At 39.7% G+C, this 11,733-nt stretch carries 15 protein-coding genes; 5 read left to right on the top strand and 10 right to left on the bottom strand.

The window, feature by feature from the left end; translation table 11 throughout:
- Positions 1 to 1,510: DNA polymerase III subunit gamma/tau (locus tag IQ215_RS07300; protein WP_193800658.1), on the bottom strand; the 1,510-nt coding region annotated here is incomplete at its 3' end.
- 183 nt (positions 1,511 to 1,693) lie between these two features.
- On the opposite strand from IQ215_RS07300, the gene IQ215_RS07295 reads away from it, so the two are divergent.
- Both IQ215_RS07295 and IQ215_RS07290 read left to right on the top strand, forming a co-directional pair.
- Positions 1,694 to 2,809: a tetratricopeptide repeat protein gene (locus tag IQ215_RS07295; protein WP_193800657.1), complete on the top strand. Its 1,116-nt coding sequence runs from the start codon at positions 1,694 to 1,696 to the stop codon at positions 2,807 to 2,809.
- Positions 2,802 to 3,500 carry a RibD family protein gene (locus tag IQ215_RS07290; RefSeq protein ID WP_193800656.1) on the top strand — a complete coding sequence of 233 codons (699 nt, stop codon included), beginning with the start codon at positions 2,802 to 2,804 and terminating at the stop codon, positions 3,498 to 3,500. The genes IQ215_RS07295 and IQ215_RS07290 overlap by 8 nt, the downstream gene beginning before the upstream one ends.
- Here IQ215_RS07290 and cysE read toward each other — a convergent pair.
- The 6 genes from cysE to IQ215_RS07260 all read right to left on the bottom strand — a co-directional run bounded on the left by cysE (position 3,497) and on the right by IQ215_RS07260 (position 8,145).
- The gene (gene cysE, locus IQ215_RS07285) at positions 3,497 to 4,153 is read right to left on the bottom strand and encodes a serine O-acetyltransferase (RefSeq protein WP_193800655.1); all 657 of its coding nucleotides are present in this window, start codon (positions 4,151 to 4,153) and stop codon (positions 3,497 to 3,499) included. The two genes, IQ215_RS07290 and cysE, sit on opposite strands and share 4 nt — an antisense overlap.
- 80 nt (positions 4,154 to 4,233) lie before the next feature.
- Positions 4,234 to 5,058 carry a hypothetical protein gene (locus IQ215_RS07280; RefSeq protein WP_193800654.1) on the bottom strand — a complete coding sequence of 275 codons (825 nt, stop codon included), beginning with the start codon at positions 5,056 to 5,058 and terminating at the stop codon, positions 4,234 to 4,236.
- Positions 5,059 to 5,120: 62 nt separating this feature from the next.
- Entirely contained in the window at positions 5,121 to 6,281 is a 1,161-nt protein-coding gene (locus tag IQ215_RS07275; RefSeq protein ID WP_193800653.1) for an LptF/LptG family permease, read from the bottom strand.
- Positions 6,282 to 6,286: 5 nt separating this feature from the next.
- Positions 6,287 to 7,015: an LPS export ABC transporter ATP-binding protein gene (gene lptB, locus IQ215_RS07270; RefSeq protein WP_193800652.1), complete on the bottom strand. Its 729-nt coding sequence runs from the start codon at positions 7,013 to 7,015 to the stop codon at positions 6,287 to 6,289.
- Between the two features lie 37 nt (positions 7,016 to 7,052).
- Positions 7,053 to 7,478, bottom strand: a complete 426-nt coding sequence (locus IQ215_RS07265; protein ID WP_193800651.1) for an LptA/OstA family protein — start codon at positions 7,476 to 7,478, stop codon at positions 7,053 to 7,055.
- A gap of 67 nt (positions 7,479 to 7,545) precedes the next feature.
- Positions 7,546 to 8,145 (bottom strand): PAP/fibrillin family protein, encoded by a 600-nt coding sequence (locus tag IQ215_RS07260; RefSeq protein WP_193800650.1) that lies wholly within the window; start codon positions 8,143 to 8,145, stop codon positions 7,546 to 7,548.
- 62 nt (positions 8,146 to 8,207) lie between these two features.
- On the opposite strand from IQ215_RS07260, the gene IQ215_RS07255 reads away from it, so the two are divergent.
- Positions 8,208 to 8,453 (top strand): DUF3134 domain-containing protein, encoded by a 246-nt coding sequence (locus IQ215_RS07255; protein WP_193800649.1) that lies wholly within the window; start codon positions 8,208 to 8,210, stop codon positions 8,451 to 8,453.
- A 31-nt stretch (positions 8,454 to 8,484) separates the two neighbouring features.
- Here IQ215_RS07255 and rbfA read toward each other — a convergent pair whose 3' ends face one another.
- From rbfA to IQ215_RS07240, 3 genes are all read right to left on the bottom strand, one after another.
- The gene (gene rbfA, locus IQ215_RS07250) at positions 8,485 to 8,868 is read right to left on the bottom strand and encodes a 30S ribosome-binding factor RbfA (RefSeq protein WP_193800648.1); all 384 of its coding nucleotides are present in this window, start codon (positions 8,866 to 8,868) and stop codon (positions 8,485 to 8,487) included.
- A 42-nt stretch (positions 8,869 to 8,910) separates the two neighbouring features.
- Positions 8,911 to 9,114 (bottom strand): DUF751 family protein, encoded by a 204-nt coding sequence (locus IQ215_RS07245; RefSeq protein WP_193800647.1) that lies wholly within the window; start codon positions 9,112 to 9,114, stop codon positions 8,911 to 8,913.
- 104 nt (positions 9,115 to 9,218) lie between these two features.
- On the bottom strand, positions 9,219 to 10,391 hold the full coding sequence (locus tag IQ215_RS07240) for a response regulator (RefSeq protein ID WP_193800646.1): 1,173 nt from the start codon (positions 10,389 to 10,391) through the stop codon (positions 9,219 to 9,221).
- 141 nt (positions 10,392 to 10,532) lie between these two features.
- On the opposite strand from IQ215_RS07240, the gene IQ215_RS07235 reads away from it, so the two are divergent.
- Positions 10,533 to 11,144 (top strand): helix-turn-helix domain-containing protein, encoded by a 612-nt coding sequence (locus IQ215_RS07235; RefSeq protein ID WP_193800645.1) that lies wholly within the window; start codon positions 10,533 to 10,535, stop codon positions 11,142 to 11,144.
- A 98-nt stretch (positions 11,145 to 11,242) separates the two neighbouring features.
- Positions 11,243 to 11,725, top strand: coding sequence for a hypothetical protein (locus IQ215_RS14325; RefSeq protein ID WP_206688536.1), 483 nt, complete (start codon positions 11,243 to 11,245; stop codon positions 11,723 to 11,725).
- Positions 11,726 to 11,733 lie beyond the last annotated feature (8 nt).

Here is an 11,733-nt window from a genome sequence, read left to right as displayed (position 1 = left end):
CTTTTCCTTCCACTTGAAACACCAAGTTAATGGATTTACCCAAAACCTGACTAAAGGCTTTTTCCATGATGGGTTGATGTTGTTTACTGAGTTTGAGGAAAAATTCTGTGATGACACCGATAGTAATAGTATTGTTTTGATATTCGAGAATATGGCATTGTTGCACCAAAAAACTTTTTGTCATCACGGCGGAGATGGTGGAAGCGACTTTTTCTTTTAATTCGTCTAAGGATAAGGAGTTAAATTCAGGGGTTGCGGTAGTTTCTTTTTCTGGGGGAGGGGAGGTTGGATGATTGAAGGTGTTAGGGGTAGTAGGTTGAGATTCTTGTTTAGGGGGAGGGGTAAAGGTTTTTTGAGCAACAGGAGGAGGAGATGCGATGGGGGTTTTGTTTTTGACGGTATGGGTAACTACTGCTTGATTAGCAGAAGGAAGAAGATTAAGCAGGGTAATTTCTAACCAGAGACGAGGTTGGGTGGTGTTTTTAACTTGAATTTCGCTGTCTTTAAGTTTTTTTTGTCCTTGGAGGATGGTGGAAATATCCCAATGGTGGGCTGTTTCGCACAGTTGTTGCCATGTTTCTTGGGTGAGGGTGACTAAGTCCGATCGCCCCGGGGCTGTTTTTGCCATTAATAAACTAAGATAGAAGTTAGCTAAGTTTTGTAGCAAAATCAAGGGTTCTCTACCCCTATCCAAGAGCTTACGACACTGTACGATTACTGTTTCAGGGTTATCCGTGGCGATCGCCCCTAACAATTCCAATAAATCCTGCTCAGATACCGAACCCACCAAATCCCATACCTTCTGGGTGGTAATAGTACCTGATAACAAACTCAATTGATCCAATAAACTCTCCGCATCCCTCATCCCCCCATTGGAAAGTTGGGCAACTAAACTCAGCGCTCCAGAATCGATGTCTATGCCCTCCTCCGTGGCGATATAGCCCAAGTGTTTGACCATAGCATCAAGGGGGATACGACGATAATCAAACCGTTGACAACGGCTGATAATAGTGGGTAGAACCCTTTGGGGATCTGTGGTGGCTAGAATGAAAATTACCCTATCGGGTGGCTCTTCCAAGGTTTTTAACAAGGCATTAAATGCAGCCGTACTGAGCATATGGCATTCGTCAATCACATATACTTTATAACGACACTGCACAGGGGCAAACTGTACCCGCTCAATAATTTCTCTAATGTTATCTACCCCTGTATTACTCGCCGCATCAATTTCAATGACATCTAACGCTGAACCATTGGTAATACTTATACAGGCTTCACATTTTCCGCAAGGGGTAGGGGTAGGTTTATCCGTCGCCATACAGTTTAATGATTTGGCTAAAATACGGGCGCTGGAGGTTTTACCTGTACCCCTAGGCCCACAAAATAGATAGGCAGGGGCTATTTTTCCCGAGGTTAAGGCATTACTAAGGGTTTGGGCGATCGCATCTTGTCCTGCTAATTGTGCAAAAGTTTGGGGACGATATTTATGGTGTAAAGGCTCGTAAGTCACAGCAGTTATGGTTTATGCAGGGTAATAGATAGTAGCGATTAAGTAAAACTTTCTATCTTAATTGTCCATTGTCCATTGTCCATTGTCAATTGGTTCGTCCATTGTCCATTGCTTCATCCATTGTCAATTATTATTAGTTATCATTAAATATCAATAGAATATGGGTTCTTGTTTTCAAAGGTAATGATCAAAAAAATATGGAACTGGGGTGCTAAAAAGGAAGAATCAGCACAGGATTACGAGCAAGAGGGGGGAGAGGATTCCGCCCAACAAAAACCATCCACTGATGATAAAACCTTAGAATATTTGTTTAATCAATTATTGGAAGGAGTTGCTAAAGGGTGGACAGAAAACCGCATCGAGAAATTTTTTCAAAATTTAGAACCGAAGATAACTGTTGATAATTGGTTGACTTGGTTACAAAAATACGGTGAAAGTTTAGTAAGCTCTTTTGCTCCCCACTATACTATCGCTTCGAGGATGGTTATTTTAGGGGAAAAGACTTCTTCTCTACCATTTTATCGTCCAGTGGGAGATTTAGCCCATGAGTTTGCCAATGAAATTTTGGCTCGGAAGGATGGTATTCAATTAGAACCGATTCAGGGCAATGATAGTGAGGATGATTCTCCTGAGGCTAGTAGTTTGGCAGATTTACTTAAATTGTTACAACATGACGAAAATTTTGCCCGTAAAACGGCTCGTAAACTTGGTTTGAAAAATCACGAACCTGGGGCGATTATTGAAAAGTTAGTTAAGGCGAGTAATTCTAGCAAGGAAATTCTTTTGGAGATGGAGTCTATTACCCCTGAGGCGCAGGAAGAAGAATTGGTGGATGTAGAATGGGTGGAGCATTGGTTTGGTGTGGGTTTGGAAAAGGCGCAAAAGGGTGACTTGCAAGGGGCGATCGCCTCTTGGGACAAAATCATTGAAATAGAGCCAAATTTAGAACAGGTGTGGCACAATCGTGGATGTGCTTTGGCCCATGGGGCAAAATATGCAGAGGCCATTGAATCTTTTGATCACGCCCTCGATATAAATGTTAATGATGTGGAATCTTGGTATAGTCGGGGTAATGCTCTTTATAATCTCCAACAATATCCGGAAGCGTTGATGAGTTGGGAACGGGCGATCGGTATTCAACCTAACCATTTTATGGCATGGTATCATAAAGGCTTGGTTTTAGAAATTCTCGAACGTTATTCCGAAGCTCAAGAATGTTATCAACAAGTAAGGGCGATCGCCCCTGAATTTGAAGAAGTAAAACCCCGTCTCGAATATCTTAAACAAATCAATGTCTAATTTTCCTCACACCACCGCCATCCTCGCCATGAGCGCCGACGGAAAAATAAGCCCCCACAGTGGCACACCAGCCCGATTTAGTAGCCCCCAAGACCTCAAACACCTAGAAGAACAAATATCCCTCTGTGATGCCATCCTATTCGGTGCTAATACCCTCAGAGCCTACGGCACAACCCTTACCATTAAACAACCCCATCTCCTCGCCCAAAGAAAAAACCGACAACAAACCCCCCAACCCATCAACATCGTCTGTTCATCATCGGGCAAACTAGACCAAAATTATCGCTTTTTTGACCAGCCAGTTAAACGGGTTTTATTAACAACACAAAAAGGGAAAGAAAACTGGCTAAATAATATTAATAAAAATCAAAAACAAATACTTTTTGATGATTATTTAATTAGTGAACATAACCAAGAAAAAATAAATTGGCAACAAATATTTAACCATTTAAAGGCAATTAAAATAAATCATATAGCCATCCTTGGAGGGGGAGAAATAATCGCTTCTATCCTTGCCGAAAACCTGATTAATGACCTTTGGATTACCCTCTGTCCAGTTATTTTAGGAGGAAATCAAGCCCCCACCCCCGTCGGAGGAATACCCCTAGAATCTCCCCTAGGGATGAAACTCAAAGAAATAAAAAAAATAGAGCAAGAACTTTTTTTACACTATCAAATAATTAAACACTAACGCTCAATAACTACCTTTTCCTTTTCTTTCAACTGCATAATTTCTTGTTCTAAAGATTCAATTCTATCAATCAAACCTCTGATAACCGTCGCCTCAGAATCAGGTAAATTACCATGTTCGAGGGGATTTACCTTAACCCCAGAACGATAAACAATTCTCCCCGGAATACCTACCACCGTACATTCAGAAGGCACATCCCGTAAAACCACTGAACCCGCCCCAATACGCACATTATTACCAATCAATAAATTACCTAAAACCTTTGCCCCCGCACCAACTACCACATTTTCCCCGAGGGTAGGATGACGTTTGCCCGTATCCTTTCCCGTACCACCAAGGGTAACCCCCTGATAAATTAAACAATAATCCCCTAGAATGGCAGTCTCTCCAATGACAACGCCCATGCCATGGTCAATAAACACCCCTTTCCCTAACTGTGCGCCGGGGTGAATTTCAATACCTGTAAAAAAGCGACCCAAATGGGACAAAAAACGAGGAATAAAAGGAATTCCTAGACGATATAAACCATGGGAAAGACGATGTAAAACCACTGCCTGTAAGCCAGGATAACATAATAATACCTCTAACCAGTTACGGGCGGCGGGATCTCGCTCAAAGATAATTTTAAAATCAGAAATGATAGATGATAGCACTTTATATTTATAAGGTAAAATTTCTACTAAATTTATTATCCCTTAGGATTAACTTATTGGGTGGAAGGGTTTACCGAAATTTAAAAAGGAGATTGACTGGTTCGAGAAGGTCTATTATTTTGAATACTGGTACTGGTTTGATTGGGATTAATGTAAGTTCCTTGGGGAGTAGGAATAAATGAACTGGGATTACCAACAACATTATTACTCACATTATAATTATTTTGCAGAGAAGGAGAATAATAAGTCTGATTTCCCCCTGCACTGGGAATATTATTTTGGGGAGCTTGGGATCTATAAATATTACTATTGGGATTATAGTTACTCATCACATTATTAACCGCTTGATTGAGAGGGCTAGGGGCAACGGGAATTTGTGATTGTCTTTGTTGGTTAAACTCAGGACTTAATAAGCCTTGATTGGGTGCAAACCCAGTGTTTCCATTACCTCCAGATGGTCTAATTTCGGGAGACACTCGGGGTAGGGATAACACTTGATTATATAAACGGCTTTGTTCTGGGGTATCGAGGCCGTCAGTTTGTACGGTTTCTTGACTGCTCAATAAATCCACTTCGGCAATGTCTAATTCTACTGAATTGGGATCACCTACGGGATTTTGAGAAGGTGAACCGTTATTTGTGGCGCTAGGGGAGGGGTTTTCTGAGTTCGTGGGGGTTTGGGTATTACTGGCATTATCTCCTAATTCAAGGGTTGCTCCCGTGCGGGAGGGGGGAGAGTTTTCGAGACTACTTTGTCTAAATTGGTTATTAATTACAATTAACTGCCACGCAATGATACCAATTACCCCTAATCCTACTATGGCGCTCAAAAATAGGGGATTTAAAAAAGTACCCATTCTTGATTTGAGATAGTCGGGGGAGTTTTTACGAGATGAAGATGCCATAATGAATGTACCCAAATGATTGTCGGCATTTTTATTATATCATCATCTTTTTGGAAAGAAGGTTATTTGATGTTGATATAAAGAAGCCAACTGCCTAGGGTAAAACCGATGATATTGCCTAGCCATGCTCCCATAAATGGGTTGAGAATACCTGAGATGGCAAGGGATTCACCCATAAACGAAAGAATATAATAAGCGAGGATGATGGCGATACAAATTCCAAAACTTTTTGCTTTGCCTGTATTTTGGGGACGGATACCAAGGGCTGAACCCATGATGGCAAATACCACACACACAAAGGGTAAGGCGATTTTACTTTGAATTTTTACGGCTAATGTTCGGGCTTCGTTGCGATTTCCTTCTAATTTAGCAGTTTCTAAGTATTCTTGGGCTTGACTTATGCTCATTTCTTGGTAACTTAGGGGACGATTGGCAAAGTCTAGGGGCGCTCGGGGGAGGGTTAGTTGTTGATGTTCAAAACGAACAACGTTTCTGGAACTACCATCGGTGGCAACAATGTAGATTGTACCGTTAAAAAAGTCCCAAATATTATCACGAATATTCCATTGTGCTGTTTCTGCGGTTAACACTTGATTGATGCCATCCCTTGAAAAGTCAAGAATGGTAAGGTATTTCATTTGATTACCGTTAAATTCTTCGGCATAAAACAATCTTGCTAAACCATAATTAACGGAACCATCGCTTTTGACGATGTCGGCATATTCGGGATATAAAATATTTCTTTGGCTTAATTGTGGTTGAACTTGATTGAGGGCGGTTTGTAGGGTGATGGTAGCTTGTCTGTTGCTAGAGGGGGTGACTACATCGTTGATAAAAAATGTAATTCCTGTGATAGAAAGACTTAAAACTAAAGCGGGAATTACTAGGCGAAAAAGGCTTACTCCAACACTTCTAAGGGCGATAATTTCGCTATCTCCAGAAAGGCGACTGTAGGCGATGAGGGTGGCAAGAAGGAGAGACATGGGAAATGCCAAAACGATAAATTCTGGTATGCGTAACAGAAAAATTTGGATGGCGACTCCCACAAATAATCCTGATTCGGTGACTCGGCGAATTAGTTCAAATAATGTGCCGATGGATATGCCTAGGGCGGTGAATAAACCGATACCGAATAGAAATGGTGTAATTAGTTCTCCTAGGATATATTTATCCATTAGGGAGACATGGAATTTTATGGGGGTGTTGGTTGATTTATCTTCCATGAGAGTTAAATTCTAAAGTTATCTCCTAGGTAATATTGTCGCACAAGGGAGTTTTTATAAAGTTCTTCTGCGGTGCCGGAGGCGAGGATTTGTCCTTCTCGCATGATATACGATCGCCCCGTAATAGCTAAAGTTTCTCTCACGTTATGATCTGTAATCAAAATACCCATACCTTTATTTTTAAGATCTTCAATAATGGTTTGAATTTCTGAGACGGCAATGGGATCTACCCCTGCGAAGGGTTCGTCTAATAATAAAAATTTAGGGCCATCCCTGCCTACGGCTAAGGCTCGGGCAAGTTCGGTGCGTCTTCTTTCTCCCCCTGACACTTGAGAACCTTTGGTGTGAACTACTTTTTCGAGGCGAAAATCTTCGATCAGTTGTTTTAGTCGAATTTGTTGATTACGAAAAGAAAGGTTACTTTGCTCAAGAACTAATTCAATGTTTTCTTTGACGGTGAGGTTGCGAAATATACTGGCTTGTTGGGTAAGATAACCGATGCCTAGTTTTGCTCTTTGGCTTAGTTTTAGGGGGGTGATGTCTTGCTCGTCTAGGTTTACTTGCCCTTGGTTGGGCATGATTAAGCCTGTGGTGATATAAAAGGTGGTGGTTTTACCTGCTCCATTAGGGCCTAGTAGTCCAACGATTTCTCCTTGTTTTACTTTGAGGTTTACTCGGTTGACGATGTTTCTTTTGCCGTAGGATTTATGAATGTTTTTAAGTGTTAATTGCATTGGATTTTTTGGACAAAAACCAGTTTATTGGTTTATTTTAGGGGCTATCCTGTTCGATGAGATAAACTGATTCTACTTGTCTTTGATTTTGGGGGGTGGCGATGAATCTGCCTTCGTCAATAAGATAAGTCATGGTTTCGGCTCTCATGCTGTTACCGTCTTGAATTACTTGAACGTTACCGTTAAGGACTAATCTTCTTTCTTGACTAAAAAATTGGGCTTGGGCTGCGGTGGCTTGAATGTCACGGGAGGGAAATTCGATATAGACGTTTCCTCGGGCGGTGATAACTCCTGTTTCTGAGTTGGCTTCTTGTATGTCTGATCTTACGGTGATGGGTTGTCTGCCGTTGTTTTGGGCTTGGGCTTGGGGATAGGTTTTTTCTGGGTTGGGGGCGAGGGTGGTTAGTAGGGTACTAATGATGGTGGTGGTGATGAGTAGGGGAAAATATTTTTTTGGGGTCATGGTGATTTTGTTCATGGCGATCGCACTTTAAACTATTTTAAGGGGGTGAAAAGGATAATACCATTGATTAGATTTTGGAAAGAACGAATATGTTCCCTTGATTACCTCGACTGATGCGTAAATCATCATCAAGATAGGTGGTTTCTAACCAACCGTCGGTGTTGGTAAAATTTTCGAGGGCTTGGTTAATTTTGATGTCGAGGGGAAACATTTGTTTTTTGTTAGTCACTTGGCGAATAATATCCTCGGGGGAGAGGTATTTTAACCAATTTTTGAGGGTAACGATGGTGCGCTCGAATTTTACATTTACTTTTTTTTCTGATTCTACTTTTAAACTGGCAATGACTACCATCACACTGTCAAGGAGGGGTAAGCCTTTAATTTCCACTATGTTATAAATTTTTTTGGTGGAAATATGAATGGATTGATAAATATTTTCGACTTCTACTAGGGGAAGGTTATTCAAACCTAAAAGACTTTTGCTGGAGGTGTAGAGTAGTTGCCAATCTCCGTTGAGAAGTTCTTTTTTTTCCATGGGGCGAGGATTAGGATTTGTATCTTCTAATTCTTCAATGGCACTTAATATCTCCACTTTGTCGCTATCAGAACTTTTTTTTTTGCCGTTATAACGGGCGATCGCCCCTAACAAATTAATTTTTGCATTCATGGATAATCTGGTAAAATATATATTCTCGACGAAATTTATATGGCTCGTAATATTATTAGTTTATGAAAAATCCTGCACTGCGTAAAGAAAAGCGCTACGAACCAGCGCCTGTAATTCCCTTAAAACAGGAAGGTTCAATTTTGGAGTGGTTGGAAAGCAATAATAAAATTATGTACCGGGAGGAAAAAGAAGAAAAAACCAACATCCTACCAGTATCTGAAGATGAAGAAATCTCTGAATTAATTGAGGATGATGACGACGATGATGATTACGAAGATGATGCAGATGTAGATGATGATCTACTCTAGGGTATAGAGGCTTTCCCCATACCCATTACCCCTACTCCTCTTGAGCGTCTATCCCTTCTTCTTCAGGGGGAGTAATACGGTTAATCAGTTGAATCAGTTGATCTCCTTTTTCTAAGGAAGCATCTTCCCTAAAGCGAATTTCAGGGGTATGACGTAAACTAATTTTTTGCCCTAAACTACGACGCACAAAAGGGGTACAAGCCTTCAAACCTTCCATGGTTTCTCTTTTTGCTTCGGGAGTGCCATAGATACTGACAAAAATTTTGGCGTGTTGTAAGTCTCCTGACACCTCTACATGGGTAATACTTACCATCCCTGCCCCCACTCTATCATCTTTGATGCCATTAATGAGCATCTGACTTACTTCCCGTTTGATGAGGGATGAAACTTTTTCGATACGACGACTATTAGCCATTTTTCTTATTCTTTAAATATTTTCTAATAATAACTTTCTTTCTTAGGTAGCACTTAGCCCCAACATGGCTTCTAGGGTAAAATAGAGGAAAGAAAAAATACCTATTAAAACTCCAAAAATCGCAATTCCCGTGACGGGATTTTTGAATAAAGGTTTAATTTGTTCCCACAAAAAAATAAATATTCCTAGAATTAAACTCACCATATAGCGAGGGTAACGCAATACATTTTCCCAAAAACCATCCATAATTTGACTATCTCTAATTTATTTAATATATAATTTTGTTTACTAAATACTATTTTTTATTGCTTATTTTATTTTAGCATTAATTATTTATTTAAGATGTTATTCTAACCATTGGAGTTAATATTTTTATTGAGGCTTCTCAGTAAATGGGGTTGGTGTAATGGCTTAATTAACACATCACAAAAGCCCACGGACTCATAATCTTGAGGTTTTATTTTAGTTAAATCATCAGTAATTAATATAATCGGTATTTGTTGTAAGGTGGCAGTTTTTTTAAATTTACTAATTAAATCATAGGCATTTACAGAGGAAATTTCTTGGTCAATAAAAATCAGTTGGGGGCAATTTTGTTGGGCAAAGGCGATCGCCAAGTCCCCCCTACTAAAGGAATTTAACTTATAATCAAGGTCTATGACTGTATTTTGAATATCCTTAACCACTTGTTCTTGTTCTGTGATACACAAAACCTTGTTTTGCTCTTGCATAGAAGAAGGCTTAAACTTCACGAGCCAAGGAAAAGGAATATCCTCAGTGAGAGTCAACTCAATCAAGCCTAACTGAAAATAAGGATTCATCATCTTTGTCATGGAAACAATATCTTGATTTAACTGAACGTGTAAATCCCTGATGGTATTTCTCCCATTAAACAGTTTTTTCATAATCTGATAGGTTTGGGGAGATGTTCTGCGATTTAACTCCCCATGTTGACGAATGATAGGAGCTTTATTAGGGGATCTATCTGCCAATTTTGCCCCTAGCCATTTTTGCCAATCTTGCCATACTTCGACGATAATAGGTTCTGTATCGATAAAAACGAGGGGCGAAGGGGGATTTTTATTTTCAACAATATCAAAGTTAACCTCCATAGCCCTAGTTAAATCAAACAAAATTTCTTGGATAATACCACGAATAATTTTATTGGTAGTAGCAGTATTTAAGATTTTTTCTTGGACAAGGAGGGAGAATAAATTATATTCCCAATCACTTATAAACTGTTTATTATTAAAAATGTTGACATCAAAGGATTCCAATATCTGTAGAGCTTCTGGGGCATATTTAAGAACATTGCGACGCCATCTACGGCAAGGATGAATTCCCCCTGTAGCGTAAGCAATTCTACCTAGATACATGGAAAATATCCATTGAGTACCATTTTTGGCGGTAAAAATTAGTTTCCCTGTAAATTGGGGAATTTTTAGGCTTTTGAATAGGTGTGCTTGTCGGGTGCCGACAAATTGGGGAATGGCGACTTTAAAAGACTCATTAGTATCCGACATTGTGATTGAAATAAAGGATGAGTAAAAATATTTACGTGTTTTTAGTTTAAGTTATTAAACAGGCTATGATGATAAAAATAAAATTTTTATTTTTAGCGGATTCTTTACTAATATTCTACCAAGATATTTGAGATATTTTTGATGAAGATTGCACAAAGAATGGATAAAGTAACTCCTTTATCGGCTTTGATTGGGGAGGCAGGTTTTGATAGTTATTTAGATTTTAGTCGTCGCACGGGAATTGCTGAGTTAATTTTACATCGCATTGACTGTGGGTTAATGGATCAAATTCCCCTTAAGCATATTAAGGCTTTGGCAAGGGCGTTGGATTTATCTTTGGGAGACTTTTTACAGAGGATAGAGGGGCAAATCTCTGATATTCCTGAGGGGCAAGGGGAAGTTATGGAGAAAGTGCAACGGCAGGTTATTGAAACTTTAGAATCTTTGTTGTTACAACTTCCTACCATGGTTAAGGTGGTGGATAAAAAACCAGATTTACCCGCTATGCGTTTAATTCCTTTGCTTAAACCTTTATATAATCTTTTGTCTGGTTGGGATATAAGGGCGATCGCCCCTGTGGGTGCTATTGTTGATTATAATCCTCAAGAACATGAGTTAATGACTGAAACATCAAATAAGGTGGAAAAGGTAGAAATTCGTTATGTGGGCTATCGTCAAAAGGATAAACTATTATATCGAGCGAGGGTAAGCCCCGTGGACGATGAGAAAAATAAACTTAAGAAAGATTCCTAACAGTGTAAATCTCCGTATAGTCGTATTCGGGATACACTACTGTAGCCTATGATACCGAAGATGGTAAGCTCAAAAGCGAAGACACATGAGGAATTCTTATGGAACTTTTATTACAAGTGACCGCAGAAACTAGCCATTTTCCAGTAACGGCTTTGTCGGTATTAATTGTTGGTTTTATCGCTGTTATCAGCGTGGCAGCTTTTACTTGGTCTAAGTCTAACCCTGTTATGGAAGGTATTGGTTCGGGTAGTGGTCAACCCGCTAACGATTCTCCTGAGGAGAAAAAGGAAAAGTCTGCTAACTATGATCGTAACATCATTTCTGCAGAAACCGCCGCCCGTATGGAAAGGGAAGGAACAGATTTTAAAAATATTCCTGAATCGGAAAATGCTACAGATCCCACCGCAGGTTATACTGTCAGCCGTGAAGGATTGGTTAACAATTATGCCGTTGAGCCTGAAATGTATGTAGAGGAGCGCGGAGATTTGAGGGACAAACAAGAGGCACAAAAACAAGAAAGAATTGAGGAGTTAAAGGATATTAATAGTGAGGATGGAGATAAGGGCGTAGGGATTATTTAGAGGTATTT

The sequence above is a fragment of the Cyanobacterium stanieri LEGE 03274 genome, assembly GCF_015207825.1.
In the GTDB taxonomy this organism is placed as follows: domain Bacteria; phylum Cyanobacteriota; class Cyanobacteriia; order Cyanobacteriales; family Cyanobacteriaceae; genus Cyanobacterium; species Cyanobacterium stanieri_B.
This window is presented reverse-complemented; position numbering and strand designations above follow the sequence as displayed.

Excerpts from the sequence above, each read along its gene's own strand:
- IQ215_RS07295 (WP_193800657.1), top strand. The coding sequence starts at position 1,694 with ATGATCAAAAAAATATGGAACTGGGGTGCTAAAAAGGAAGAATCAGCA.
- IQ215_RS07290 (WP_193800656.1), top strand. The coding sequence starts at position 2,802 with ATGTCTAATTTTCCTCACACCACCGCCATCCTCGCCATGAGCGCCGAC.
- IQ215_RS07280 (WP_193800654.1), bottom strand. The coding sequence starts at position 5,058 with ATGGCATCTTCATCTCGTAAAAACTCCCCCGACTATCTCAAATCAAGA.
- IQ215_RS07275 (WP_193800653.1), bottom strand. The coding sequence starts at position 6,281 with ATGGAAGATAAATCAACCAACACCCCCATAAAATTCCATGTCTCCCTA.
- lptB (WP_193800652.1), bottom strand. The coding sequence starts at position 7,015 with ATGCAATTAACACTTAAAAACATTCATAAATCCTACGGCAAAAGAAAC.
- IQ215_RS07265 (WP_193800651.1), bottom strand. The coding sequence starts at position 7,478 with ATGACCCCAAAAAAATATTTTCCCCTACTCATCACCACCACCATCATT.
- IQ215_RS07260 (WP_193800650.1), bottom strand. The coding sequence starts at position 8,145 with ATGAATGCAAAAATTAATTTGTTAGGGGCGATCGCCCGTTATAACGGC.
- IQ215_RS07255 (WP_193800649.1), top strand. The coding sequence starts at position 8,208 with ATGAAAAATCCTGCACTGCGTAAAGAAAAGCGCTACGAACCAGCGCCT.
- rbfA (WP_193800648.1), bottom strand. The coding sequence starts at position 8,868 with ATGGCTAATAGTCGTCGTATCGAAAAAGTTTCATCCCTCATCAAACGG.
- IQ215_RS07245 (WP_193800647.1), bottom strand. The coding sequence starts at position 9,114 with ATGGATGGTTTTTGGGAAAATGTATTGCGTTACCCTCGCTATATGGTG.
- IQ215_RS07240 (WP_193800646.1), bottom strand. The coding sequence starts at position 10,391 with ATGTCGGATACTAATGAGTCTTTTAAAGTCGCCATTCCCCAATTTGTC.
- IQ215_RS07235 (WP_193800645.1), top strand. The coding sequence starts at position 10,533 with ATGAAGATTGCACAAAGAATGGATAAAGTAACTCCTTTATCGGCTTTG.
- IQ215_RS14325 (WP_206688536.1), top strand. The coding sequence starts at position 11,243 with ATGGAACTTTTATTACAAGTGACCGCAGAAACTAGCCATTTTCCAGTA.